Raw genomic sequence first — 24783 nt, 5'->3', positions numbered from 1 at the left:
CTTTTGACTGTCTGTGGAAATTTGACCTCCAAAAGGAGGTCTATCACTCATTGTTATATCCAATGTAACGTGACGCAGCACTTACTGCCACTGTTTTGACAGCGTGCTAACGCTTTATTCTGTAATGATTTTGTACAGCTCATCATCGCTTTGCGCGCTGCGTAATTGGCGGCATACACCTTTATCGGCCAATTTCTGCGCCATAATCGCGAGAGTTTGTAAGTGGGTTTTGCATTGGTCAGCGGGAACCAGCAAGGCAAACAATAGGTCGACGGGCTGATTATCGATAGCGTCAAAGCTTATCGGCTGTTCTAGATGAATGAAAACCGCAATAGCTCGCAGGGTGTCTTCCTCAAGCTTGCCGTGAGGAATCGCAATGCCGTTGCCAATGCCGGTGCTCCCCATACGCTCACGCGTTAAGATCGCATCAAAGACGATCTGTGGTGGCAGGTTCAGCTGTGCAGCTGCGAGTTCGCTGATGATTTCCAGAGCACGTTTCTTACTGGAACAGTGAACCGCATTGCGCGTGCACTCCGGACTCAGTACGGAGGTTAATGGCATAGTTAAATCGTTACTCATCTCATCTTCTTCATTTAAATCAGACCAAAGGGCTGATTTTTCATGCTCCCCATGATGGCTTATCGGCCCGTTTCATGGAGGAAACAGGCCGATGAAGTCAGCAGGCGTTTAAACAATTTAAACGCTAGTGTTGTTTCAATTTGTCTTTATGTTTATTGAGCTGGCGCGCCAGTTTATCAACCAGAGTATCAATCGCAGCATACATATCTAGCTGCTCCGAGGTAGCATGCAGCTCACCGCCGTTAATATGTACCGTTGCTTCCGCAATGTGCTGGATTTTCTCCACGCTCAGTACCACATAAACCTGATTTATTCGGTCAAAATATTGCTCTAGCTTGCCAAATTTAGTGGTGACGAATTCGCGCAAAGCCTCGGTAATTTCGACATGATGTCCGGTAATGTTGAGCTGCATAGTGTCTTCCTTCTCTGTTATGGTCAAACCAATTGTTTGCGTTGGTTTGACGGTGGGATGGACAAAGACTCTCGGTATTTAGCAACGGTACGTCTGGCAACCATAATACCCTGATCGGCAAGCAAGGTCGCTAGCTTGCTGTCGCTTAACGGTTTGGCAGGATTCTCCGCCGCAACGAGTTTCTTCACGAGAGCACGGATTGCCGTTGAGGAGGCTTCGCCGCCGTCTTCGGTGCTGACGTGACTCGAGAAGAAATATTTCAGTTCAAATATGCCTCGCGGGCTGTGCAGAAACTTCTGCGTTGTTACACGCGAGATGGTGGATTCATGCATTTCGACCTGCTGGGCGATATCGGCCAGCACCATCGGTTTCATGAACTCAGCGCCATTATCAAAAAATGCCTGCTGCTGTTCTACGATACAGCGTGACACTTTCAGTAGAGTTTCATTACGGCTTTCCAGGCTTTTAATCAGCCACTTCGCTTCCTGCAGGTTACTGCGGATGAACTGGGTATCGCTATCGCTTCGGGTTTGTGCGCCGAGCGAGACGTAGTGCTGATTAATTTTAAGGCGTGGAACGCTGTCCTGATTTAATTCAACTGCCCAGCGTCCTTGATGTTTGTGTACCAAAACGTCTGGGATAACGTAGTCGGATTCGCCGGTATTGATAGAAAGCCCTGGGCGCGGATCGAGCGTTTGGATCAGCTGCATCGCCGCTTTGAGGACATCTTCTTTTAGCTTAGTCGAACGCATCAGATTACGGAAATCGTGATTCGCTAAGAGATCTAAATGCTTATCAACAATGAGGCGTGCTTCGATAAGGAAAGGCGTTCCATCGGTAAACTGTGAGAGCTGAACCAGCAGGCAATCACGCAGATCGCGGGCGGCAACGCCGACGGGGTCGAAACGCTGTACGCGTTTAAGTACTGCTTCGACTTCATCCATCATGACGTGTTCATCGCCCATGCTCTCTAAAATATCGTCGAGAGAGGAGGTGAGGTAGCCGGTATCATCCACGGCATCCACGATGGCGGTGGCAATAGCCAAATCGGTATCACTAAATGGGGTGAGTTCAACTTGCCACATCAGATAGTCTTGCAGGGTCTGGGTGGTCTCACCCTGATAGATCGGTAGCTCGTCGTCGCTGTAGTCGGTTCCTGTACCTGATGGGGTGCCAGCCGTATAGATTTCGTCCCATGTGGCATCGAGAGGAAGTTCTTCCGGCATATCCGGCTGCTCTAGCTGTTCGCGGGTATCCAGCTCTTCGTTGACTTCTTCCGTTGAAGTTTCGATTTCATCGTGAGTGTCATCTTGTTCAAGCAGCGGGTTGCTTTCTAATGCTTGTTGAATCTCTTGCTGAAGCTCTAGCGTTGATAATTGCAACAGGCGAATTGCCTGCTGCAGCTGTGGAGTCATCGCTAACTGCTGACTCAGCCTGAGTTGCAAACCTTGCTTCATAATCGCGAGCTCATTTCCATTGGTGTAAGCAGAGTGCCTGCTAAACTAAAAAGAGTCCGGCCGCATGAAGACCACCGTGCGGTATACCCTGCACGAGATGGCACAGGGTAAATATGACGCAAGATAGCCGTCGTTACAGACGGAATTCTTCACCCAGATAGACGCGTTTAACCTGCTCATCGGCCAAGATTTCAGATGGCGTACCATGAGCAATTAGGTTGCCCTGGTTCACGATATAAGCACGTTCACAAACGTCTAGCGTTTCACGCACGTTATGGTCAGTAATCAATACGCCCAAACCGCGGTCGCGCAGGTGTTCGATAATTTTTTTAATATCAATAACAGAGATTGGGTCAACGCCCGCAAAAGGTTCATCTAACAGGATGAACTTAGGATTTGCGGCTAATGCACGTGCAATTTCAACGCGACGGCGTTCACCACCAGACAGCGATTGTCCGAGATTGTCACGCAGATGAGCGATGTGGAACTCTTCCATAAGCTCATCGGCACGATCGGCACGCTGCTCTTTGGTTAAATCTTCGCGAATCTCTAACACGGCCATAAGGTTGTTATACACACTCAGGCGGCGAAAGATAGAGGCTTCTTGCGGCAGGTAGCCGATCCCACGACGAGCACGTGCGTGCAACGGCAGCAGGCTGATGTCTTCATCGTCAATCTCAATGCGACCCGCATCACGTGGCACAATACCAACAACCATATAAAAGGTGGTGGTTTTACCCGCGCCGTTAGGCCCTAGCAGCCCTACGATTTCGCCTGAGTTAACGGTGAGGCTAACGTTTTCAACCACACGGCGGCCTTTGTAGGCCTTGGCCAGATTTTCAGCAATTAAAGTTGCCATAACGAATTAGTTACTCTTGGTCTGTGAGGACTGACTAAACGGAGATTTACCCTGCGGTGCGGCAGGCTTGCTCTGCGGTTGTGATTTAGCTGGCGCTGCCGCCGGAGCCGCTTTGCCGCCCTTATCTTGCAACTGGGATGGGATCAGTACCGTGGTTACGCGCTTGCCTTTATCGCTAAAGGCTTCCATCTGCTGCTGTTTGACCAGATAGGTGATTTTGTCGCCTTTGATGCTGCTATCAACCTGTTTCAGGAAAGCGTCGCCGGTCAGGATGACAAAGTCTTTATCCAGTTCATAACGCAGTTTCTGTCCATGACCGCTAACCGGTTTGCCGTTGTCTTGCATCTGATAGAAAGTGACGGGATTACCGTAACCTTCAACGACTTCTTTGCCTTGAGCACCGTTAGGACGGATCACCACAACTTTATCGGCGTTGATTTTGATAGTGCCTTGGGTCACGACCACATCACCGGTAAACGTCACGGTGTTGCCTTGCATATCCAAAGACTGCTGAGCCGAGTCAATATGAATCGGTTGCTCGGTATCCCCGGTCAGCGCCAGCACAGGGGCGCTGGCTGCGATCAATGAACCGGCAATGATAAGGCTAAGGATTTTGTTGTTTGTTTTGAATTTCATAATAGGTTTTTACCTTGTCAATCAGCCTTGCGGATTTTTCCCGCATGTTCCCGCGCATCTTCAGACCATGGGAGGTGAAGTTTGACCCATAAAGAGTGACTTCATCATCAGAGCTGACGTCCTGAGTCACTAGATTTACCTGCGCATTATCGGTGGTAATCCTTTCCAATTGCGAGGTCGTCGTCAAACTGTTTACTTCAACGTTGCCGTATAAATAAAGCATACGGTCATCGGTAAGTTTTGCTTTATCAGCGCGAATAGACCAGGTCGGTTGAATGTCCTGATCGTAAGTCGTTAGCACCGGATGGGTAAACCAACTGGTTTTATCCTCGGTGAAATGCTGAACATCTTCTGCTACCAGCTTATAGCTTAGTTTACCCGTCGGGTCATAGACCACGGTCAGGGTATGCTGGCTGCGGTAGGTCGGTTCCTGATTATTCGTGGGGGTCAGCACGGAATCGGAATCATTTTCGGTGAGATTCCATCCAATCAGCGCCAATGCAATAACCGTTAATAGCAGGATGACCCAGCGTTTGGTTTTACTCATATTGATAGCCCTTTGGCCTCATCCAGTTTGCCCTGTGACTGTAGGATAAGGTCGCATAACTCACGAACAGCACCGCGCCCGCCTACAATGCGGGTAACATATTGAGCGCGCTGCAATAAAATAGGGTGCGCGTCTGCTACAGCAACAGAAAGTCCTACTTTGGCCATGACTGGCCAGTCGATCAAATCATCACCAATATACGCAACCTGATTTGGCTGCAAATTCAGATCGGAGAGAATTTTTTCAAAGGCAATCAGTTTATCAGATTGCCCTTGATATAGGTGCTCAATTCCCAATGTAGCCGCGCGGTCGGCGACTAATTTGGATTGGCGACCGGTAATGATCGCCACATGAATGCCTTCGGTAATGAGACAGCGGATACCATAGCCATCGCGAACGTTAAACGCTTTTAGCTCTTCGCCATTGTTGCCCATGTAAATCAGACCATCAGATAGCACACCGTCTACGTCGCAGATAACGAGACGAATATCTGCTGCGCTGTCCATGATTTTACGGGCAACCGGGCCGTAACAGGTAGCGATATTCATACCTTGTTCACTCATTAATTTTTCACCTAAACGTTAAATCTTAAACCACGCCAGCGCGCAGCATATCATGCATATGAACGACGCCGATCAGTTGATCGCCGTCGGCAACCAACAACGACGTGATATGACGAGCCTGCATCAAGTTTAATGCATCGACCGCTAAGGCATTTGGACGAATACGAATCCCGCCAGATGTCATCACGTCGGCAATTTTCGCATTGTTTAAATCAACACCCAAATCAAAAATCCGGCGCAGGTCACCATCGGTGAAAATCCCTTCGATTTTCATCAAATCATCACAGATAACGGTTAACCCAAGGTTTTTACGCGTAATCTCTAACAGTGCGTCGCGCAGTGAAGCATCGCGGCTGACGTGTGGTAATTCGCTACCGGTGTGCATGATGTCGCTGACGCGCAGCAACAATTTACGGCCCAATGCGCCGCCAGGGTGCGAAAGTGCAAAATCCTCAGCGGTGAAACCGCGCGCCTGTAGCAGAGCAACGGCCAGCGCATCGCCCATCACCAGCGTTGCGGTCGTGCTGGTGGTTGGGGCTAATCCTAACGGACAGGCTTCCTGTGGGACTTTAACGCACAAATGGATATCTGAAGCTTTACCCATTGAACTTTCTGGATTATTGGTCATGCAGATAAGCTTAACTTTTTGGCGTTTTAGAACTGGAATCAGCGCCTGGATCTCGTGAGATTCGCCAGAGTTTGAAATCGCCAGCACGATATCATGGGAGGTGACCATGCCGAGATCGCCGTGGCTAGCTTCGCCAGGATGTACAAAGAACGCGGGGGTTCCTGTACTGGCAAGCGTAGCGGCAATTTTGCGGCCAATATGACCGGATTTGCCCATGCCCATCACGACAACTTTTCCTATGCAGGAAAGAATCGCCTCGCAGGCGTGGGTGAAGTCCTGATTAATATATTGATCTAGCTGTGCCAGCCCTTCGCGTTCAGTCTGAAGAACCTGCTTTCCCACATGCTGGAAATCAAATCCCGGCTGTAAATCCAAATGTGACATGTTTTTTTCTCACTCGATTCAGCGGTTTAATCGGCGGTACGTTTAATGAATCGGTACTCACCGTCTCGTACTTATTTAATCCATACCCATCGGCTGATGTATGAATAGCATCACCACGTAGGCTGCAAATCCGCAAAGCAGTAGCGCTCCGGCCGTTCGTCCAATTTTGTGTTTTCGCCTGATACACAGGGCAGTCAGCACCACGCTCACGCCAAGCATGACCCAGTAGTCGCGGCTAAAGGCGCTGGGATCAAATTGGGTATCCCCTTGTGATATGAGGGCTGGAACACCAAGTACAATCAAAATATTGAAAATATTGGAGCCAATAATATTACCCAACACGATATCGTGCTCACCTTTTATCGCTCCTGCGATGGACGTTGCCAATTCTGGCAGGCTAGTGCCAATGGCAATAATGGTTAGGCCAATCACCAATTCACTGACGCCGAAATAACGGGCGATTACCGTTGAGTTATCAACGATTATCTTGGCCGACAGCGGCAAAATAATCAGCCCCAAAGCAATCCATAATAAAGCCACGGTATTGCTGGTATCCTTGGGAAGTTCTGCCATTTGCTCGTCGGTGAGCGGATCGTTACCGTCGCGCATCGCCAGCCGTGCCATCTTTAACATCAGCCACATAAAAGCCGCAAAGGCGAGAATCAAAATAACGCCGTCTACGCGCGTTAGCTGATTGTCATAAAGGACAAACCCGCACAAAATTGTGACGCCTAACATTAACGGCAGTTCGCGCCTGAGAATATCAGACCGAACTGAAAGTGGGCGTAATATCGCGGCGCTGCCTAAAATAAGTAAGATATTCGCGATGTTTGAGCCAATGACTGTACCGACAGCGGTGTTTATTTGATTATTCATTACCGCGGTGAGGGAAACCGTCAGCTCGGGCAGGGATGTGCCTATCCCCACGATGGTCATCCCAATAATCATCGGCGGGACGCCGAATGAGCGTGCTATAGCTGCGGCACCGTAAACTAAGCGGTCTGCGCCATAAACTAATAGTATTAAACCAACGATCAACAATAGGGTGGCGAGCAGCATGCAGAGTCCTTTGTTGGGTATAATCCAGCGTTTGCAGTTTCTATACCCGTCATACCTGACGTTGCCCCTGTGTTGGCTGCATTCGGGATCCTCTCTCTTGCCGCCTTGATGCAACGCCAATTATTTTGGGTATAGTAAAAAACGTTAAGCGAAAAAATGATTTCCGAAGATCTGGCTTATCAAATGGGGCGGAAATTCTTGAAAATGAACTACCGATGTAGCGTTAAGCCATAACTATCGTGAATCTTAACAATTCTGACTGCCGGAGAGGGAAAAGTAAAACCCATGGCACCTTTAGCCAGAAAAACATGAGAATTATTTGTCAGAATGAGCCGGATAAGTCTGGTTTAAGCGCCGTAATCGCAAAATTGTTATAAATATAGCCAAAGTATTGGCGCGGTATTGGGTCAGAACGTGAGAGAATCCCGATCTTTGAAATACCGTTTGGAACGCGTGTGCTGTGAAATCTAATGCAGCCTCATGGATGAGGGCGAAAATCGCCATAAATCAGTGCCATAAAGATGACTAAGAGAATCTTGCTCATGAATCAACAGGCAACAAATTTGGTGGAAATCAACGGCATGAGTTTTAGCCGTGGTAACCGGCAAATTTTTACCGATATTACGATGACCGTCCCGAAAGGAAAAATCACTGCCATCATGGGGCCTTCGGGGATCGGTAAAACCACGCTACTGCGTTTGATTGGCGGGCAGATCCGCCCAGATAAAGGTGAAATTTGGTTCGATGGGCAAAATATCCCATCGCTTTCGCGTCATAAGCTGTTTGAAGCTCGCAAAAAAATGAGCATGCTATTTCAATCTGGCGCGTTGTTTACCGATCTGACCGTATTCGATAACGTGGCGTTTCCGCTGCGTGAACATACCCAACTGCCAGAATCGTTAATCCGCACGACGGTATTGATGAAATTAGAGGCGGTAGGGCTGCGTGGTGCCGGCGGTTTAATGCCGTCAGAGCTTTCTGGTGGGATGGCGCGGCGCGCGGCGTTGGCACGTGCCATCGCACTTGATCCTGAAATGATTTTGTTTGATGAGCCATTTGTTGGGCAAGATCCAATAACAATGGGCGTTTTGGTCAAATTGATTGATGAGCTAAATCACTCGCTGGGTATTACCTGCGTGGTGGTGTCGCACGACGTGCCTGAGGTATTGAGTATTGCGGATTACGCTTATATTGTGGCGGATCAGCGCGTAGTTGCGCAGGGCGGTTCAGCGGAGCTCAGCGGCAATAGCGATCCGCGAGTCCGACAGTTCCTTGACGGCATCGCGGACGGACCCGTGCCATTCCGCTATCCGGCTGGCGATTATCGTTCCGCGCTGCTTGGATTAGCCCCATTAGGATCAGGGAGTAAGTGATCTCATGCTGTTAAATGCGTTGGCGTCGTTTGGACGCCGAGGAATCAACGTCTGTGCTTCATTTGGGCGCGCAGGCTTGATGATGTTTAATGCCTTGATAGGTAAACCAGAATTTGCCAAACAATGGCCGCTGCTGCGTAAACAGCTGTATAGCGTTGGCGTGCAGTCTCTTCTGATCATCGTGGTTTCTGGTTTGTTTATCGGCATGGTGCTCGGTTTACAGGGCTATCTGATTTTAACCACCTACAGCGCTGAGGCGAGTCTTGGCATGATGGTGGCGTTGTCGCTGCTGCGTGAACTGGGCCCGGTTGTCACCGCGTTGCTGTTTGCGGGCCGAGCCGGTTCTGCGGTGACGGCTGAAATTGGTCTGATGAAAGCCACAGAACAGATCTCCAGCATGGAGATGATGGCCGTCGATCCGCTACGCCGCATCGTGGCGCCACGCTTTTGGGCTGGCCTTATCAGTATGCCTTTGTTGACGGCGATCTTTGTCGCTGTGGGTATCTGGGGCGGATCTGTAGTGGGCGTCGATTGGAAAAGCATTGATAGCGGTTTCTTCTGGTCAGCGATGCAGGGCTCGGTCGATTTCCATACGGATTTAGTCAACTGCATGATTAAGAGCGTGGTGTTTGCCATTACAATCATGTGGATTGCCTTGTTCAACGGATATGATGCGATACCCACTTCTGAAGGGATTAGTCGCGCGACCACGCGCACCGTCGTGCATTCGTCACTGGCGGTCTTGGGATTAGATTTTGTGCTGACAGCACTGATGTTTGGGAACTGATGCAATGCAAACGAAAAAAAGTGAAATTTGGGTTGGCGTATTCATGCTTATCGCGCTGTGTGCGGTAGTATTCCTGTGCTTGCAGGTTGCAAACGTTAAATCGCTGGGCAATGAGCCAACCTATCGTATCTATGCGACATTCGATAACATCGGTGGTTTGAAAGCACGTTCGCCAATCAAAATCGGCGGCGTTGTGATTGGACGCGTTGCGGATATTACCTTAGATCCTAAAACGTATCTGCCTCGCGTCGCGATGGATATCGACGAGCAGTATAACCAGATCCCAGATACCAGCTCATTGGCTATTCGCACGTCAGGGCTGCTGGGTGAGCAATTCCTCGCATTAAACGTGGGCTTTGAAGATCCTGAAATGGGAACGTCTATCCTTAAAGATGGCGGCACCATTCAAGACACCAAATCGGCGATGGTATTGGAAGATTTGATTGGCCAGTTCTTATATAAGAGCGGCAACGATGACGCCAACAAGAAAGACAGCGCTTCGGGCGACGCATCTGCGCCTGCTGAAGCTCCGGCAGCACATTAATTTAAGGGGATTTATTCATGTTTAAACGTATGTTAATGGTGGCACTGCTGGCGGTAGCCCCACTGGTACCCACACTGGCAAATGCTGCCGTCGATCAGACAAACCCTTACAAGCTGATGGATGCCGCAGCCAAGCAAACTTTTGATCGTCTTAAAAACGAACAGCCTAAAATCAAGCAGGATCCTAACTATCTGCGCACCATCGTGCATGAAGAGCTGATGCCGTATGTGCAGGTCAAATACGCAGGCGCGCTGGTGCTAGGTCAGTATTACCGTGGCGCGACACCTGCACAGCGTGACGCTTACTTCAAGGCTTTCCAGTCATACTTAGAACAGGCTTATGGTCAGGCTCTGGCAATGTATCATGGCCAGACCTACAACATTGCGCCAGAGCGTGATTTGGGCGATGCGACCATCGTACCTATTCGCGTCACTATCATTGACCCGCAGGGGCGCCCTCCGGTTCGTCTGGATTTCCAGTGGCGTAAAAACAGCCAAACGGGCAACTGGCAGGCGTTTGATATGATCGCTGAAGGCGTCAGCATGATCACCACCAAACAAAATGAGTGGGCATCTATTCTGCGTCAGAACGGCGTTGATGGTTTAACCAAACAGCTGATCTCATCTGCGCAACAGCCGATTACGCTGGATCAAAAATAATGACGCCGAATGTCCTGCAATGGCGTAGCGAAGAAGATACGCTCAAGCTGATTGGTATTCTCGATCGAGATTCACTCATGAGTTTTTGGGACGATCGCCACACGTTGCTTGAAGGTAAGAAACGTCTGGATTTAAGCGAGTTGGCGCGTGTGGATTCTGCGGGCCTCGCCATGCTGGTTCACGTGCAAAACACGCCTGCGAGCGGTGCTTCCCAGATTGTGATTACCGGTGTGAGCGAGCGTCTACGCACGCTGATTGCGCTCTATAACCTCAATGACATCCTGATCGCTGAAGGGGCTGAATTAGCCTCCTAACCCAGTGCAATAATTAGGATTATTTCTAAAGCCCTCGATAACGATGCTATCGGGGGCTTTTCTTTGTTTAAGATAGAGCATATTTACTCTAATATGGGCGGCTTAGTCCTTTTGGCTGCAAAGAGCATTTATGCCAATAATGCCAAAACGATGTTCATATTTTTTCTTTATTCAATGATTGAGCGCCCATGGACAACAACGAAATTAAAGATGTGTTGATGAACGCATTATCCCTGCAGGAAGCCCATGTAACCGGTGACGGCAGCCACTTTCAGGTGATTGTTGTCGGCGAACAGTTTGCTGGTATGAGCCGTGTTAAAAAACAACAGACGGTGTATGCACCTCTGATGGAATACATCGCAGATAACAGAATTCACGCACTGTCGATCAAGGCTTTCACTCCTGAAGAATGGCAGCGCGATCGCAAGCTTAATGCGTTGTGATCCCAATACTCGCTATTACCGTTCGCGGTGATGGTTGTTTCAAATATTTAACTGAGATCGGTAATAATGGATAAATTTCGTGTGCAGGGGCCCACTCGCCTAAGCGGCGAGGTCACCATTTCTGGTGCAAAAAATGCAGCCCTGCCAATTCTTTTCGCCGCGTTGCTGGCGGAAGAGCCTGTAGAAATTCAAAACGTGCCGAAGTTGAAAGACATCGACACCACGATGAAACTGTTAAGCCAGTTAGGTGTTCGCGTTGAACGTAACGGTTCGGTTCACGTTGATGCAAGCAACGTAAATGAGCTGTGTGCTCCTTACGATCTGGTGAAAACCATGCGTGCGTCTATTTGGGCGTTGGGCCCACTGGTTGCTCGCTTTGGCTATGGTCAGGTTTCCTTGCCGGGTGGTTGCGCGATTGGCGCTCGCCCCGTTGATTTGCACATCACCGGTTTAGAACAGCTGGGTGCAGAAATCAAACTGGAAGAAGGCTACGTGAAAGCTTCCGTTGATGGTCGCTTGAAAGGCGCGCATATCGTTATGGATAAGGTAAGCGTTGGCGCTACCGTAACCATCATGAGTGCGGCTACGCTGGCTGAAGGCACAACGATTATTGAAAACGCCGCGCGTGAGCCGGAAATCGTGGATACCGCGAACTTCCTGAACACCTTAGGGGCAAAAATTTCAGGCGCGGGTTCAGACCGTATCACCATCGAAGGTGTTGCGCGCTTGGGCGGCGGTGTTTATCGCGTGCTGCCAGATCGCATCGAAACCGGTACTTTCCTGATCGCCGCTGCGGTTACACGCGGCAAGATTATCTGCCGTAATACTCGTCCTGATACGCTGGATGCCGTGTTGGCAAAACTGCGTGAAGCGGGTGCAGATATTGAAACCGGCGAAGACTGGATTTCCTTAGATATGCACGGTGAGCGTCCAAAAGCCGTTACCGTTCGTACTGCTCCGCATCCTGGTTTCCCAACCGATATGCAGGCTCAGTTCAGCTTGCTGAATCTGGTGGCTGAAGGTACTGGTGTTATCACCGAAACTATCTTCGAAAACCGCTTCATGCATATCCCTGAGCTTATCCGTATGGGTGCTCATGCTGAAATCGAAGGTAATACTGCGATCTGCTACGGCGTTGAAAAACTGTCTGGTGCGCAGGTAATGGCCACTGACCTGCGTGCGTCTGCAAGTTTGGTTATTGCTGGCTGCGTTGCGGAAGGTACAACTATCGTCGATCGTATTTACCACATCGACCGTGGCTATGACCGCATCGAGAACAAGTTAAGCGCCTTGGGCGCAAACATCGAGCGCGTAAAAGGCGAGTAATTTAGCCTACGCTTGAAAACAAAAACGCCATCCTTCGATGGCGTTTTTTTATGGTATTTTTTCGCTGTGGTGTAAGGTTATCAATCGACGTTTGGAAACTCTTCGATGGTCACGCTTAGCGTCATACGTTCACCGTTACGCATAATAATTACTGGTACTACCGTTCCAGGGCGAATTTCAGCCACCTGATCCATGGTTTCGGCTGCGCTGACCGCAGGTTTTCCATCGACGTTGAGCACGATATCGCCCGGCTGGATCCCTGCGTTAGCCGCAGGGCCGTTAGCGGCCACGTCACGCACGATAATACCCTGAATACGCTCCATCGCATTCGCCTGCGGCTGATTGCGCGCCGGTGCAATTTCTCTGCCGCTCACGCCGATAAAGCCACGAATAACGCGTCCATCGCGAATCAGCTTGGCCATGATCTTGGTCGAAAGGGCGGTTGGAATGGCAAAACCAATGCCTTCAGGCGTTTCGCCGTCGTTGCTCTTATCAAGCGATAGGGTATTGATTCCCACCAATTCACCCAGCGTGTTCACTAATGCGCCGCCTGAGTTACCGTGGTTGATTGAGGCGTCGGTTTGTAAGAAGTTCTGATGTCCATAGGTGCTTAACCCTACACGACCGGTAGCGCTGATAATCCCTTGGGTTGTGGTTTGCCCAATGTTATAGGGGTTACCGATAGCCAGTACCACGTCGCCAATGTGAGGAACGCGTTTTGGGTTGATGGTGATAACGGGCAGATTAGTCGCCTGAATTTTCAGTACGGCCAAATCGGTGAGCGTGTCTGAACCGGCGAGCATAGCTTCAAAAACGCGACCATCTTGTAGCGCGACTACGATTTGGTCTGCGCCGCTGACAACATGTTTATTGGTGAGTATGTAGCCTCGGCTATCCATGATAACGCCAGAGCCTAGGGTTTTGATTGCTAAGCCATTGTTGCCTTGACCGCTATTATTCATGCTGCCGTTGTAAACGTTAACGACGGCGGGTGCAGCTCGTTTCACCGCAGAATTGTAGCTAATAGGTGCTTCTTCGAATGAGGCTGCTTTAAATAGCGAAAAAAGCCCTACCGGACGCAGTGATGGCACCGCAATCAGCAAAATGATGGCTACCACAAGCCCCAGAAAAACTGAGCGTAATATCTTAGTAAACATGAAGTTTCTGAAAGGGTAAGAAAAGATAGGCGAAGAATAACAGAGAAAATCGGGCACGGCACACGCCTATGCCCGATTTTTGTGCAGTTTTTGTTTAAATCACTCTTTTAGTGAAGCCGCATTTAGCGAATCAGCAAATATAGGCCTTCACCGTTGCGCAATAAGTGCAGCGCAATAACCGGTGGATTTGCCGCCAGTGCCTTACGCAAAGAGGCGATATCACGAATACGTTCGCTGTTGATACCGATGATCAGGTCGCCTTTATGCATGCCCATTTGTGCAGCAACAGAGCCTTTGGCAACGTCATCAATTTTAATGCCCGGTGTGCCTTTCACATCACCATCGCTCAGCGTTGCACCTTGCAGTGAAGGGCTGATGTTTTCTGCTTGAGTGGTGGTAACACCGCTATTTTCCAGCGTAACGGGAACGGTTAATGGCTTGCCGTTGCGAAGTAAACCGAGCTTTAGCACGGTACCCGGAGCGGCAGAGCCAATTTTGGCGCGCAGCTCGGCGAAGCTGCTGAGTGGGTTGCCATCCAGTGCGGTAATGACGTCACCTGCTTTAATCCCCGCTTTCGCCGCGGCAGAGTTTGGCAATACTTCGTTCACGAAAGCACCGCGTTGTGCGTCAAGCTTGAAGGCCTGCGCGAGGTCAGCCGTCATTTCCCGACCGCGAATACCGAGAACGCCGCGTTTAACTTCGCCGTATTTGATCAACTGAGCGCTGAGGCTTTGCGCCATGTTACTTGGGATCGCAAAGCCGATACCGATATTCCCGCCGCCCGGAGCCAAGATCGCGGTGTTAATGCCAATCAGCTCGCCGTTGAGGTTAATCAGGGCACCACCGGAGTTACCGCGGTTGATGGCAGCATCTGTTTGAATAAAGTTTTCCAGACCTTCGAGATTTAACCCGCTGCGACCCAATGCAGAAATAATGCCTGAGGTGGCCGTTTGCCCAATCCCAAATGGGTTACCCACGGCAACGGCAAAATCACCCACGCGCAGTTTGTCTGAGTCCGCGATTTTTATCGCCGTCAGGTTTTTCGCGTCGGTGAGCTGAATTAACGCGATATCCGATTGTTCGTCACGGCCAATCAGCTTAGCGGCGTATTCGCGTCCATCGTTGAGCTGCACTTTGATGGTAGTCGCATTGCTGATAACGTGGTTATTGGTCAGCACATAGCCTTTGGCTGCATCAATAATGACACCTGAACCTAAGCCCTCAAACTGACGTTCCCCACCTTTGGCCGCCGGCGTTGGTTTGGCATTTTGCATCCCTTCAACGTGAACGCTTACCACGGCTGGCAGCACTTTTTCCAACATCGGCGCTAAGCTTGGTACGCTTTGTCCAGCAACGATGGGTGGTAATGCGGCATTCGCAAACGGTGCGGATAACATTGTTAAGCCCATGCTTAAAGCAAGCGCACTGAGCAATAAAGATTTTTTCTTCATCATGGAATGTTTTCTCATGGTCTTCAAAAGGGTCAATGTGTCTTGGGCAAATTAATCCGGTGTGCTACTCAGAACGAACAGCGCGCATTAAGTTCCATATTATTCAGAATAACAAAGTGGGGATTAAGAAGAGTAATTAAAAGAGGTGGCTGTTAGAAAAAACAGCCACCGAAGTACCTTATACCCGTGAATTATTTTGGGTATATTTCTTATTTGTCGCGGCGTTCGGCGCGCAGTAATCCAGATGCACCATCGGAGTAATCACGAGGTGGGAACTCAACGGGTGCCTGATCGTTGTCCGCTTCGGTCAAGCGGTAACGGAAAGGATTATCCTGCGGCGGCATATCTGGCAGCAGATTGTTTGAGCTTTTCGCCATGTGCTGATACAGCTGGCGATAGTCGCTTGCCATGTTATCAAGTAACTCGGCGCTGTGAGCAAAGTGGCTCACCAGTTCTTGGCGATATTGCTCCAACTCGTTTTTACTTTTTTCGAGCTCGTTTTGCAGCACCTGCTGCTGGCGGAGTTTTCGGTTGCCGAAACGCATCGCTATCGCACCAATCACGATACCGACGACTAAACCAATAAGCGCATACTCCCAGGTCATGATGACTCCTATCTGTATATAGAATGTGCTTGCGTTAGCTATTTTACTTAGTAGGGATTCAACGACATATCCTACACATAAGCACACTATAACCGTTAACCTTACCTGAGTGGAATCCTGAAGGTGCATTGCTGAGAGATTTACGGGCAAAAACAATTGTCGATACAAGACAAAAGTCAGTTAACAGGCGACAATCAGCCGCTAAGCTGCGCGAAAAGTCGCGTTTAAGATTTTTAAAATTCTTTATACCCGTCATACTTCAAGCCGCATTTTTGTTGGCTACATTCGCGCATCCGAATCACTTACTGATGTAAGCTCATCGGGATGAGCTCACTTGCCGCCGCAATGCAACTTGAATTATTTTGGGTATATAACTAATGATAAAAATTGAGTAGGGATCCTGTACCTAATGCCATCAAATCGCCCCACGTCCGTGCTGACGCCAACCATGTTCTACCAGCAGGCGCTCGATGCCGGAGACTACCAACCCGACGCAGTGCAGCGGCAAACCGTCGAGGCTTTAACCGTCATTCAGCAAGCGCTTATCGAGAGAGAACGGTCTACACCCGTCGCTGAGAGTCGAGGATTACGCGGGCGTTTGCAGAGCCTGTTGGGAAAACCTGCCGCCAAGCCGCAGGAGCCGGTGCAAGGTCTGTATATGTGGGGCGGCGTTGGTCGGGGCAAAACATGGCTAATGGATCTGTTTTTCCACAGCATTCCCAGCGAGCGGAAGCTGCGTTTGCATTTCCACCGCTTTATGCTGCGGGTACAAGAAGAGCTGGTTGCGCTGCAAGGGCAAGAAAACCCATTAGAAATCATTGCTGATGGCTTTAAAAAAGAAGCGGATGTACTGTGCTTTGATGAGTTTTTTGTGTCAGATATCACGGATGCCATGCTGCTAGGCACGCTGTTGCAAGCCCTATTCGCCCGAGGCATTACGCTGGTTTCTACCTCAAATATTCCTCCTGATAACCTTTATCATAATGGCTTGCAGCGCGCCCGCTTTCTGCCCGCTATCGATCTGATTAAACGCTATTGCACCGTAATGAATGTGGATGCGGGTATCGATTATCGTCTGCGTACGTTGACGCAGGCAGGGCTGTATTTCACGCCGATGACCACCGAAACGCGGCAGCGCATGGATGAAATGTTTGCCAAATTAGCGGGCAGCGTGGGGGAGATTAACCCCGTGTTAGAGATCAACCATCGGCCACTGCCTGCGCTGTGCAGCTCGGGTGGCGTATTAGCCGTTGAGTTCGCAGTTCTGTGCGAGGAGGCGCGTAGCCAGCTTGATTACATTGCGCTTTCGCGACGCTACCACACCGTGTTTTTGCATCACGTCAAGAAGATGGATACGCTGAATGAAAATACGGCGCGCCGCTTTCTTGCACTAGTGGATGAGTTTTATGAGCGTCATGTAAAACTGATCATCAGCGCGGAGCTGTCGATGTTCGAAATTTATCAGGGCGATCATTTGAAGTTTGAATATCAGCGCTGCTTGTCTCGTTTACAGGAGATGCAAAGCGAAGATTATTTGCGCTTAGAGCATTTGCCGTAACGTTTTGTTTAAAAAACACTCGCATCCGGTGCCGCTGTCTACCGGATGCAATCATAAAATCAATTTTAGCCCGAAAAATTATTCGATCTTTAGATTCTACTTCTCTATAATCTTGCGACCCCACGTTACAACGAAGTTTTTTTTCCCAAAAACTTTATGTGCCGGCATTGGCTATTCGAAGGGGTAGGTTTGCTGGACGATGGTCGTGTGAGCCTCTAATACATTTACTTTTTTAAACAGGTAAGCGTTTGGGTGTTCACCAACGTGTAACTTAAATTGGGTAAGCTTTTAATGAAAACTTTTACAGCTAAGCCAGAAACCGTAAAACGTGACTGGTACGTAGTTGATGCAGACGGCAAGACTCTGGGCCGTTTGGCTACTGAACTGGCTCGTCGCCTGCGTGGCAAGCATAAAGCGGAATACACTCCGCACGTTGATACTGGTGATTACATCATCGTTCTGAACGCAGAAAAAGTTGCTGTAACCGGCAACAAGCGTTCTGACAAGATCTATTACCATCACACCGGCCACATCGGTGGTATCAAACAAGCGACCTTTGAAGAGATGATTGCTCGCCACCCTGAGCGTGTCATTGAGATCGCGGTTAAAGGCATGCTGCCGAAGGGCCCGCTGGGTCGTGCTATGTACCGTAAACTGAAAGTTTACGCTGGTAACGAGCACAATCACGCGGCACAGCAACCGCAAGTTCTTGACATTTAATCGGGATTATAGGCAATGGCTGAAACTCAATACTACGGCACTGGTCGCCGCAAAAGCTCCGCCGCTCGCGTGTTTATCAAACCGGGCAGTGGTAAAATCGTAATCAACCAACGTTCTCTGGAACAGTACTTCGGTCGTGAAACTGCCCGCATGGTAGTTCGTCAGCCGCTGGAATTGGTTGATATGGTTGAGAAATTCGATCTGTACATCACCGTTAAAGGTGGTGGTACTTCTGGTCAGGCTGGTGCGATCCGTCATGGTATCACCCGCGCTCTGATGGAGTACGACGAGTCCCTGCGTGGCGAACTGCGTAAAGCTGGCTTCGTTACTCGTGATGCTCGTGAAGTTGAACGTAAGAAAGTCGGTCTGCGTAAAGCACGTCGTCGTCCTCAGTTCTCCAAACGTTAATGTTTTTCTGCTTCGGCAGAGCATTAATAGTAAAAGCCCGGCTTGCCGGGCTTTTTTGTATCTGTAAACAGTCAAAAAACACGGAAATTTACGTGTCGTAAACTTATTACGCCATGAAATAACCATCGCTTCCCCACAACACCGTCAAATTCTGTTAAACTATCTCCCACTTTTGCGCCCTGTTATCCGTACAATTGTTGAGCAATAGAGGCACTAAATAATCTAACCTGTTATTTATGCTTCATTTTTATGGCTTATACGGCTGTCAGGAGTGACAACAAATATCTGGATAGCGCTGCCCGATGGCGGCTATTCATACCGTTTTCTAGATAAACTTGGAGGTTTTCATGGCTGTCGCTGCCAACAAACGTTCGGTAATGACGCTGTTTTCCGGCCCGACCGACATCTTTAGCCATCAAGTACGTATCGTACTGGCCGAAAAGGGTGTCAGCGTCGAGATTGAGCAGGTTGAGATGGATAACCTGCCGCAGGATCTGATTGACCTCAACCCGTACCGCACAGTACCGACGTTGGTTGACCGTGAGCTGACTCTGTATGAATCCCGTATCATCATGGAATATCTGGACGAGCGTTTCCCGCATCCACCATTGATGCCAGTTTATCCAGTTGCCCGTGGTGAAAGCCGTCTGATGATGCATCGCATCGAAAACGACTGGTATTCACTGCTGCACAAAATTGAAAAAGGTACTGCTCAGGAAGCTGACAACGCGCGCAAACAGCTGCGTGAAGAGCTGCTGGCTATCGCGCCTGTCTTTACTCAGAAGCCATTCTTCATGAGCGACGAGTTCAGCTTGGTTGACTGCTATCTGGCACCGCTGTTATGGCGTTTGCCGGTTCTAGGCATTGAATTGTCTGGCGCGGGTTCTAAAGAACTGAAAATCTACATGACTCGCGTCTTTGAGCGTGATGCATTCTTGGCTTCTATGACTGAAGCTGAGCGTGAAATGCGTCTGCATACCCGAGGCTAATCATGGAATTGTCTCAAATGTCGCCACGCCGTCCTTTCTTGCTGCGTGCCTTCTATGAGTGGTTGCTTGATAACCAGCTTACGCCTCACTTGGTGGTGGATGTTAACCGCCATGGCGTGATGGTGCCGATGGAGTTTGCGCGCGATGGTCAAATCGTATTGAACATTGCACCGCGTGCCGTGGGTAATCTTGAGCTGGGCGATGATGCCGTTCGCTTCAATGCGCGTTTTGGTGGCGTTCCTCGTAACGTCTACGTGCCTATCTCCGCAGTCATGGCGATTTACTCGCGTGAGAACGGGGCTGGTACGATGTTTGAGCCTGAGCCTGCTTACGAAAACGAAATGCCGTTGATGTCGGTAGAAGACGATGAAACGACAAGCGAGCCGAGCATGACGGTGATTGATGGCAATTTGCCAGACGTTCCCGTTGAGTCTGATGACGATGGCGATGAGCCAACGCCGCCGCCTCGCGGACGACCTTCATTGCGCGTTGTTAAATAGCAACGTGAATTTAGGTTGTTAAGTCAGTAAAAAGCCAGTCATATGACTGGCTTTTTTGTATTTGAAATCAGGCAAAACAGTGGCGCTTTCGAGGGATTATTTGGCTATATCCAAGGCTCTCATGGTGCGCAGTTTAGTTTCTCTCGCTTGCTCCGGTGCGGCCTGAACCAGCAAGGTGTACAGCAAATCTAAAACGAACAGCTGTGCCGTTTTGGTTCCAATCGAGTCCCCCTGCAACGTGCCTTGCCGATTGCCGTTGATAAGGCTGAAATCTGCCACCTCGCTCAATGGAGAGCCTAAATTATGCGTTAGTGCAACGGTGGTAGCTCCGGCCTGTTTTGCTAACGTGAGCGCATGCACCGTTTCTGGCGAACTGCCTGAGTGGCTGATGGCAATTGCAACATCGCCAGCGTTGAGCAGCGTAGCCTGCATATACATAAAATGATTATTGGTCACGGCATCAACCCGCAGCCCAATGCGCATGAGTTTATGCTTCATATCTTCGGCGGTAATGCCGGAGGATCCCACGCCAAAAATATAAACCGACTGGCTGTTTCTCAGCGCCTCAACCACCTGACTGACCTGATGCAGGTCTAACAGGTTGAGCGTTTCTGACAATACGTTGTTGATCGTATTTTGGAGTTTTAAGCCAATGGTGTGAGCATCGTCGATATTTCCAATTTCAGCATCGAGCAACGGTGCATTGATTTCAGGTTCTGCGGTGGCCAACTCGATAGCCAAATCCATTTTGAAATCTTGAAAACCTTTATAACCCAGCGTCCGGCATAAACGGATCACGGAGGCTTCTCCCGCCTGCGTTTCTCGGGAAAGCTCGGCAATGGAAAGCTGCGTGACGCGATGAGGGGTACGAAGAATGTACTGCGCAATGCGTTGGGCAACACGAGTCAGGCTGTTTTGCATCGCACCTAAGGTGTCGAGGATTTTCCCCGGTTTAAGGCGAGGGGCTTGAGGCTGCATAATTTCCCTGTTTCCACCTGATTAAGGCGATCGTGGCTGCGGAGAGTTGATGTCATAGAGCGTAGCAAGTGTGGTATGTTAAAAAAAGCGCGATGTACACATAGGGGGTATATATACATCACGCGGTCAAAGATAAACAGTCGTCTTACTGCATGGTTATTATTATTTGGAAATCTCAGTGGGTGAGATAGCGTTGCCGCACTTTGATCACCGCTTTTTTTATTGTCTGTGATTGAGTTGCGATGCACCCCGGCTTATGCGGTTCGCCGGGCAGAAACACCGCAAACATGCCCGCTTGCATGTGAAGCGTTTGGCGCGGTTCAACTTTGCTGCACAGCTGATAGTCATTGTCTTCATGATAAGTATCGAGCTCTTGCCCTGAATCGGCGGGGCCAAAATCGATACGTTCATTCCCGCTAAGCAGAATTTGAATATCAGCATAGTCGCGGTGTTGTTCGTAACGCTTGCTTTGTGCATCGGCGGTTTCAAAGGCCATCACATTGATAAAGATATCGTCGCTGTCGATTTCATAGCGTCCGGGCTCTAGCGTTTCGGGCGCTAAAGCTAATGCTTGTTTGACGATCGCCCGTAGTGCGGCTGGGAGATCGGCCTGTTGGTCAATATCGGTTATTTTTCCCAAAATCATAAAGCCATCCTTTTAATATTTATTCTGGTTCTGTTCGGCAGCAAATAACGCGGCACCAATCAGCCCTGCGTCATGTTTGTAGTGGGCGGCAAACACAGGGATATGAAACGGCGACGGTAATAAAGCAAGGCCGTCCTCGACCTGCTGACGATAGTCCTGTGCCAAACCAACGCTGCCGCCTAAAACCACGCATTCCGTATCTAAAATAGCTTTAAGATTGGCGATCAGTTGGCAAAGAGCCTGAGCTGAATGGGTAATCAGCCGTTTGGCTTGGAGGTTGCCGTTTTGCGCGGCGCTAAAAATCTGCCGTGCATCTTTTCCCTGCAATTCATTTTGAGCCGCAGCGGCAATGGCGCGTCCTGAAGCAATGGACTCCACGCAGCCGGTGCGACCACATCCGCAGCGAGGCCCGTTTGGATCGGCCAGCGTGTGACCGATGTGTCCTGCAAATGCGTGCGGCCCGGTGAGGAGCTGACCGTTGATAATCACGCCGCCGCCGACGCCGGTGGAAACCGTAATAAAAGTGATGTGCTTAAATCGGTCTGCCAGATGGTGATATTCAGCCCATGCGGCGGCCTGCGCATCGTTTAATACCGTGCAGGGAAGTGCGGTTAATCGCTGTAGGGTTTGCTGCAGTGGGAACTGATTGAGCCCACCGAGATTGTCGGGGTTAAGTGCTGTGAGTATGCCTTGATCAATGATGCCGGTTGAGGCCACAGCGACACACTGTGCCTTACCCTGATAAGGTGCTACCAGCTGCGCTAACGCCTCTTCCAGAGCCAGTGGCGATGAACTGGCTGGCGTCGCGATTTCAAGACGTTGCGATATCTGGCTGTTTGCCTCAATAAGTGCTGCGGCCAGTTTGGTTCCACCAATATCAATGGCGAGTATGTTCATCGTGCGCTCCGTCTAGCGTTTAACGGCGTGGCTAAACCATTGGCAGATATGCTCAATACGCGTAATGGCTGAGCCTACGGTGACAGCCCATGCCCCATGCTCGATGGCTTTACCGGCAAGAGCAGGGGAGTTGTAACGCCCCTCGGCGATCACCCGACAGCCTGCATGGCTGAGTTCTGACACCATAGCCAGATCCGGTTCTTCCGGTGTGACCGTGCAGGTATAGCCAGACAGCGTGGTGCCAATAAACTCAACGCCTTTTTGCTGGCAGTTGAGCCCTTCCTCTACGGTTGAGCTGTCTGCCATCGCTAATAAACCATGCTGGTGGATGCGTGCAATGAGCGCGTCAATATCAACCGGACGTGAACGGAAAGTGGCATCAAAGGCGATGATATCGGCTCCGGCCTCTGCCAGCATATCGACGTCTTCGAGAAAAGGGGTAATGCGCACCGGTGAGTCGATGAGATCGCGCTTAACGATCCCGATGATCGGTACGGGGATATGCGGGCGCACGACTTTCAGATTTTCAATTCCTTCAATGCGTATGGCAACCGCACCCGCTGATACGGCGGCTTGTGCCATGGCCGCGACGATCTCTGGGCGATCCATTGGGCTGTTGGGCACTGGCTGGCAAGAAACAATCAATCCGCCCTGATCGCGTACGCATTGTTCTAAATCGCTTAAGAGTGACATTCTGCTCCATCCTGAAATTTTTATTGAAGTTAAACTCCAAAATACAATATGAGATGGCGCCATACGGCTTCAAGCAAAAGGTGACTAAAACGTGAACAGTGTCATAAAGCGGAGGGCTGCGAGAGTAAAAAACGGAGCCGAAGCTCCGTTTTAGTTATGGGAAATTATGCGCTGATGAAGTTCTACACCTCTAAATAGCTCATGATCCCTTCAGCTGCTTTACGGCCTTCCGCAATGGCGGTGACCACTAAGTCAGAGCCACGAACCGCATCGCCACCGGCAAAGATTTTCGGATTACTGGTCTGGAAGGCGTTATTGCTGCCTTCTGGTGCCACGATGCGCCCCTGTTTATCCAGAACCACATCATGTTCTGCCAGCCAGCTCATAGCGTGAGGACGGAAACCAAATGCCATCACTACGGCATCCGCATCCAGTACGTGCTCAGAGCCCGCGATGGGCTGTGCGACACGGCGACCGGCAGCATCCGGTGCGCCTAGTTCAGTACGCACCATTTTCACCCCACAGACGCGGCCAGCGCCGTTAAGCTCAACGCTTAACGGTTGCAGATTGAACATGAACTCCACGCCTTCTTCTCGCGCATTTTTTACTTCGCGCTTCGAGCCCGGCATGTTTTCTTCATCGCGACGGTAGGCACAGGAAACCTGCGTTGCGCCTTGACGAATAGACGTGCGCACGCAGTCCATCGCCGTATCGCCGCCACCGAGCACGACCACGCGCTTGCCTTCCATACTAACGTAAGGCTCTTCTTCCGTAGCGGCGTAACCCATAAGCTGCTTGGTATTCGCAATCAGGAACGGTAGCGCATCGAATACGCCGCTGGCGTCTTCGTTCTCCAGACCGCCACGCATCGATTGATAGGTACCCACGCCCAGGAAAACGGCATCGTATTCATTGAGTAAGTCGCTAATCTGCACGTCTTTACCCACTTCCGTGTTCAAGCGGAACTCGATACCCATGCCGCTGAAGATTTCACGACGCTTGGTCATCACCTCTTTTTCCAGCTTGAAGGCCGGAATACCAAAGGTGAGCAGGCCACCGATTTCTGGATGACGATCGAACACCACCGCCTGAACGCCGTTGCGAGCGAGGACATCAGCACAGGCCAGCCCAGCAGGGCCTGCGCCAATCACGGCAACGCGCTTGCCGGTTGGCTGCACGTGCGACATATCGGGCTTCCAGCCCATCGCTAAGGCTTTGTCATTGATATAACGCTCAATGTTGCCGATGGTCACTGCGCCAAACTCGTCGTTTAAGGTGCATGAACCTTCACACAAACGATCTTGCGGACATACGCGGCCGCACACCTCAGGCAGGCTGTTGGTTTGGTGCGCCAGATCGGCGGCTTCCATAATCCGTCCTTCATTCGCCAGCTTCAGCCAGTTTGGAATGTAGTTATGGACCGGACACTTCCACTCACAGTACGGGTTGCCGCATGATAGGCAACGATCGGCCTGCGATTTCGCCTGTGTCTCAGAAAAGGGTTCGTAGATTTCGACGAACTCGATCTTACGGATCTTGAGCGGTTTCTTAGGCGGATCTACGCGCTGTAGGTCAATAAATTGATAAACGTTCTGGCTCATATTCTTCTCC

29 protein-coding genes are annotated in these 24783 nt (G+C 50.1%); 12 read left to right on the top strand and 17 right to left on the bottom strand.

Features of this window, described 5'->3' with window-relative positions; genetic code table 11:
* Positions 1–114: 114 nt before the first annotated feature.
* The 9 genes from ptsN to U0008_RS18280 all read right to left on the bottom strand — a co-directional run bounded on the left by ptsN (position 115) and on the right by U0008_RS18280 (position 7124).
* The gene (gene ptsN / locus U0008_RS18320) at positions 115–579 is read right to left on the bottom strand and encodes a PTS IIA-like nitrogen regulatory protein PtsN (protein ID WP_025801120.1); all 465 of its coding nucleotides are present in this window, start codon (positions 577–579) and stop codon (positions 115–117) included.
* A 124-nt stretch (positions 580–703) separates the two neighbouring features.
* Positions 704–991 carry a ribosome hibernation promoting factor gene (hpf, locus tag U0008_RS18315; protein ID WP_040047149.1) on the bottom strand — a complete coding sequence of 96 codons (288 nt, stop codon included), beginning with the start codon at positions 989–991 and terminating at the stop codon, positions 704–706.
* Between the two features lie 23 nt (positions 992–1014).
* Positions 1015–2448: an RNA polymerase factor sigma-54 gene (gene rpoN, locus U0008_RS18310; RefSeq protein WP_025801122.1), complete on the bottom strand. Its 1434-nt coding sequence runs from the start codon at positions 2446–2448 to the stop codon at positions 1015–1017.
* A gap of 133 nt (positions 2449–2581) precedes the next feature.
* Positions 2582–3307, bottom strand: coding sequence for an LPS export ABC transporter ATP-binding protein (gene lptB, locus U0008_RS18305; protein ID WP_025801123.1), 726 nt, complete (start codon positions 3305–3307; stop codon positions 2582–2584).
* A gap of 6 nt (positions 3308–3313) precedes the next feature.
* The gene (gene lptA / locus U0008_RS18300; RefSeq protein ID WP_025801124.1) at positions 3314–3943 is read right to left on the bottom strand and encodes a lipopolysaccharide ABC transporter substrate-binding protein LptA; all 630 of its coding nucleotides are present in this window, start codon (positions 3941–3943) and stop codon (positions 3314–3316) included.
* Positions 3912–4490 (bottom strand): LPS export ABC transporter periplasmic protein LptC, encoded by a 579-nt coding sequence (lptC, locus tag U0008_RS18295; protein ID WP_040047150.1) that lies wholly within the window; start codon positions 4488–4490, stop codon positions 3912–3914. Before lptC ends, lptA begins: the two co-directional genes overlap by 32 nt.
* Positions 4487–5053 carry a 3-deoxy-manno-octulosonate-8-phosphatase KdsC gene (gene kdsC / locus U0008_RS18290; protein ID WP_043489281.1) on the bottom strand — a complete coding sequence of 189 codons (567 nt, stop codon included), beginning with the start codon at positions 5051–5053 and terminating at the stop codon, positions 4487–4489. The genes lptC and kdsC overlap by 4 nt, the downstream gene beginning before the upstream one ends.
* Before the next feature lie 25 nt (positions 5054–5078).
* A complete protein-coding gene (gene kdsD, locus U0008_RS18285; protein ID WP_025801127.1) occupies positions 5079–6065 on the bottom strand; it encodes an arabinose-5-phosphate isomerase KdsD in 987 nt (328 codons plus the stop codon).
* Between the two features lie 75 nt (positions 6066–6140).
* Complete coding sequence (locus U0008_RS18280; RefSeq protein ID WP_043489284.1) at positions 6141–7124, bottom strand: calcium/sodium antiporter; 984 nt, start codon at positions 7122–7124, stop codon at positions 6141–6143.
* A 542-nt stretch (positions 7125–7666) separates the two neighbouring features.
* On the opposite strand from U0008_RS18280, the gene mlaF reads away from it, so the two are divergent.
* From mlaF to murA, 7 genes are all read left to right on the top strand, one after another.
* Positions 7667–8497 carry a phospholipid ABC transporter ATP-binding protein MlaF gene (gene mlaF / locus U0008_RS18275; RefSeq protein ID WP_025801129.1) on the top strand — a complete coding sequence of 277 codons (831 nt, stop codon included), beginning with the start codon at positions 7667–7669 and terminating at the stop codon, positions 8495–8497.
* Positions 8498–8501: 4 nt separating this feature from the next.
* A complete protein-coding gene (gene mlaE, locus U0008_RS18270) occupies positions 8502–9284 on the top strand; it encodes a lipid asymmetry maintenance ABC transporter permease subunit MlaE (RefSeq protein WP_025801130.1) in 783 nt (260 codons plus the stop codon).
* Between the two features lie 4 nt (positions 9285–9288).
* Positions 9289–9828, top strand: a complete 540-nt coding sequence (mlaD, locus tag U0008_RS18265; protein ID WP_025801131.1) for an outer membrane lipid asymmetry maintenance protein MlaD — start codon at positions 9289–9291, stop codon at positions 9826–9828.
* 17 nt (positions 9829–9845) lie between these two features.
* Positions 9846–10487: a phospholipid-binding protein MlaC gene (mlaC, locus tag U0008_RS18260; RefSeq protein WP_025801132.1), complete on the top strand. Its 642-nt coding sequence runs from the start codon at positions 9846–9848 to the stop codon at positions 10485–10487.
* A complete protein-coding gene (gene mlaB, locus U0008_RS18255; RefSeq protein WP_025801133.1) occupies positions 10487–10801 on the top strand; it encodes a lipid asymmetry maintenance protein MlaB in 315 nt (104 codons plus the stop codon). The genes mlaC and mlaB overlap by 1 nt, the downstream gene beginning before the upstream one ends.
* Before the next feature lie 188 nt (positions 10802–10989).
* Positions 10990–11244, top strand: a complete 255-nt coding sequence (ibaG, locus tag U0008_RS18250; protein ID WP_008815209.1) for a BolA family iron metabolism protein IbaG — start codon at positions 10990–10992, stop codon at positions 11242–11244.
* Between the two features lie 66 nt (positions 11245–11310).
* Positions 11311–12570, top strand: coding sequence for a UDP-N-acetylglucosamine 1-carboxyvinyltransferase (murA, locus tag U0008_RS18245; RefSeq protein ID WP_025801134.1), 1260 nt, complete (start codon positions 11311–11313; stop codon positions 12568–12570).
* A gap of 80 nt (positions 12571–12650) precedes the next feature.
* On the opposite strand, the gene degS is transcribed toward murA, so the two are convergent.
* From degS to zapG, 3 genes are all read right to left on the bottom strand, one after another.
* Positions 12651–13727, bottom strand: coding sequence for an outer membrane-stress sensor serine endopeptidase DegS (gene degS / locus U0008_RS18240; protein ID WP_025801135.1), 1077 nt, complete (start codon positions 13725–13727; stop codon positions 12651–12653).
* A 122-nt stretch (positions 13728–13849) separates the two neighbouring features.
* On the bottom strand, positions 13850–15178 hold the full coding sequence (locus U0008_RS18235; RefSeq protein ID WP_043489303.1) for a Do family serine endopeptidase: 1329 nt from the start codon (positions 15176–15178) through the stop codon (positions 13850–13852).
* A 209-nt stretch (positions 15179–15387) separates the two neighbouring features.
* Positions 15388–15783, bottom strand: coding sequence for a Z-ring associated protein ZapG (gene zapG / locus U0008_RS18230; protein WP_040047155.1), 396 nt, complete (start codon positions 15781–15783; stop codon positions 15388–15390).
* 409 nt (positions 15784–16192) lie between these two features.
* Between zapG and zapE the strand changes: the two genes are divergently transcribed.
* From zapE to sspB, 5 genes are all read left to right on the top strand, one after another.
* Positions 16193–17341 carry a cell division protein ZapE gene (gene zapE / locus U0008_RS18225; protein WP_043489286.1) on the top strand — a complete coding sequence of 383 codons (1149 nt, stop codon included), beginning with the start codon at positions 16193–16195 and terminating at the stop codon, positions 17339–17341.
* 291 nt (positions 17342–17632) lie between these two features.
* Complete coding sequence (gene rplM / locus U0008_RS18220; RefSeq protein WP_004091281.1) at positions 17633–18061, top strand: 50S ribosomal protein L13; 429 nt, start codon at positions 17633–17635, stop codon at positions 18059–18061.
* 15 nt (positions 18062–18076) lie between these two features.
* A complete protein-coding gene (gene rpsI / locus U0008_RS18215; protein WP_025801139.1) occupies positions 18077–18469 on the top strand; it encodes a 30S ribosomal protein S9 in 393 nt (130 codons plus the stop codon).
* 347 nt (positions 18470–18816) lie between these two features.
* Positions 18817–19458 (top strand): stringent starvation protein SspA, encoded by a 642-nt coding sequence (gene sspA / locus U0008_RS18210; protein WP_004091284.1) that lies wholly within the window; start codon positions 18817–18819, stop codon positions 19456–19458.
* Positions 19459–19460: 2 nt separating this feature from the next.
* Positions 19461–19958 carry a ClpXP protease specificity-enhancing factor gene (gene sspB / locus U0008_RS18205; RefSeq protein WP_040047157.1) on the top strand — a complete coding sequence of 166 codons (498 nt, stop codon included), beginning with the start codon at positions 19461–19463 and terminating at the stop codon, positions 19956–19958.
* A 96-nt stretch (positions 19959–20054) separates the two neighbouring features.
* Here sspB and U0008_RS18200 read toward each other — a convergent pair whose 3' ends face one another.
* The 5 genes from U0008_RS18200 to U0008_RS18180 all read right to left on the bottom strand — a co-directional run bounded on the left by U0008_RS18200 (position 20055) and on the right by U0008_RS18180 (position 24773).
* The gene (locus U0008_RS18200) at positions 20055–20936 is read right to left on the bottom strand and encodes a MurR/RpiR family transcriptional regulator (protein WP_043489288.1); all 882 of its coding nucleotides are present in this window, start codon (positions 20934–20936) and stop codon (positions 20055–20057) included.
* A 175-nt stretch (positions 20937–21111) separates the two neighbouring features.
* Positions 21112–21582: an N-acetylneuraminate anomerase gene (gene nanQ, locus U0008_RS18195; RefSeq protein WP_043489290.1), complete on the bottom strand. Its 471-nt coding sequence runs from the start codon at positions 21580–21582 to the stop codon at positions 21112–21114.
* 12 nt (positions 21583–21594) lie between these two features.
* The gene (gene nanK, locus U0008_RS18190; protein WP_043489292.1) at positions 21595–22479 is read right to left on the bottom strand and encodes an N-acetylmannosamine kinase; all 885 of its coding nucleotides are present in this window, start codon (positions 22477–22479) and stop codon (positions 21595–21597) included.
* 12 nt (positions 22480–22491) lie between these two features.
* Positions 22492–23172 (bottom strand): N-acetylmannosamine-6-phosphate 2-epimerase, encoded by a 681-nt coding sequence (locus U0008_RS18185; protein WP_043489294.1) that lies wholly within the window; start codon positions 23170–23172, stop codon positions 22492–22494.
* A gap of 182 nt (positions 23173–23354) precedes the next feature.
* The gene (locus U0008_RS18180) at positions 23355–24773 is read right to left on the bottom strand and encodes a glutamate synthase small subunit (protein ID WP_043489295.1); all 1419 of its coding nucleotides are present in this window, start codon (positions 24771–24773) and stop codon (positions 23355–23357) included.
* Between the last annotated feature and the right edge of the window lie 10 nt (positions 24774–24783).

This window comes from Hafnia alvei (assembly GCF_034424155.1).
Lineage (GTDB): Bacteria > Pseudomonadota > Gammaproteobacteria > Enterobacterales > Enterobacteriaceae > Hafnia > Hafnia alvei.
Note: the sequence above shows the minus strand (reverse complement) of the source record. Positions and strands in the feature narration are given on the sequence as shown.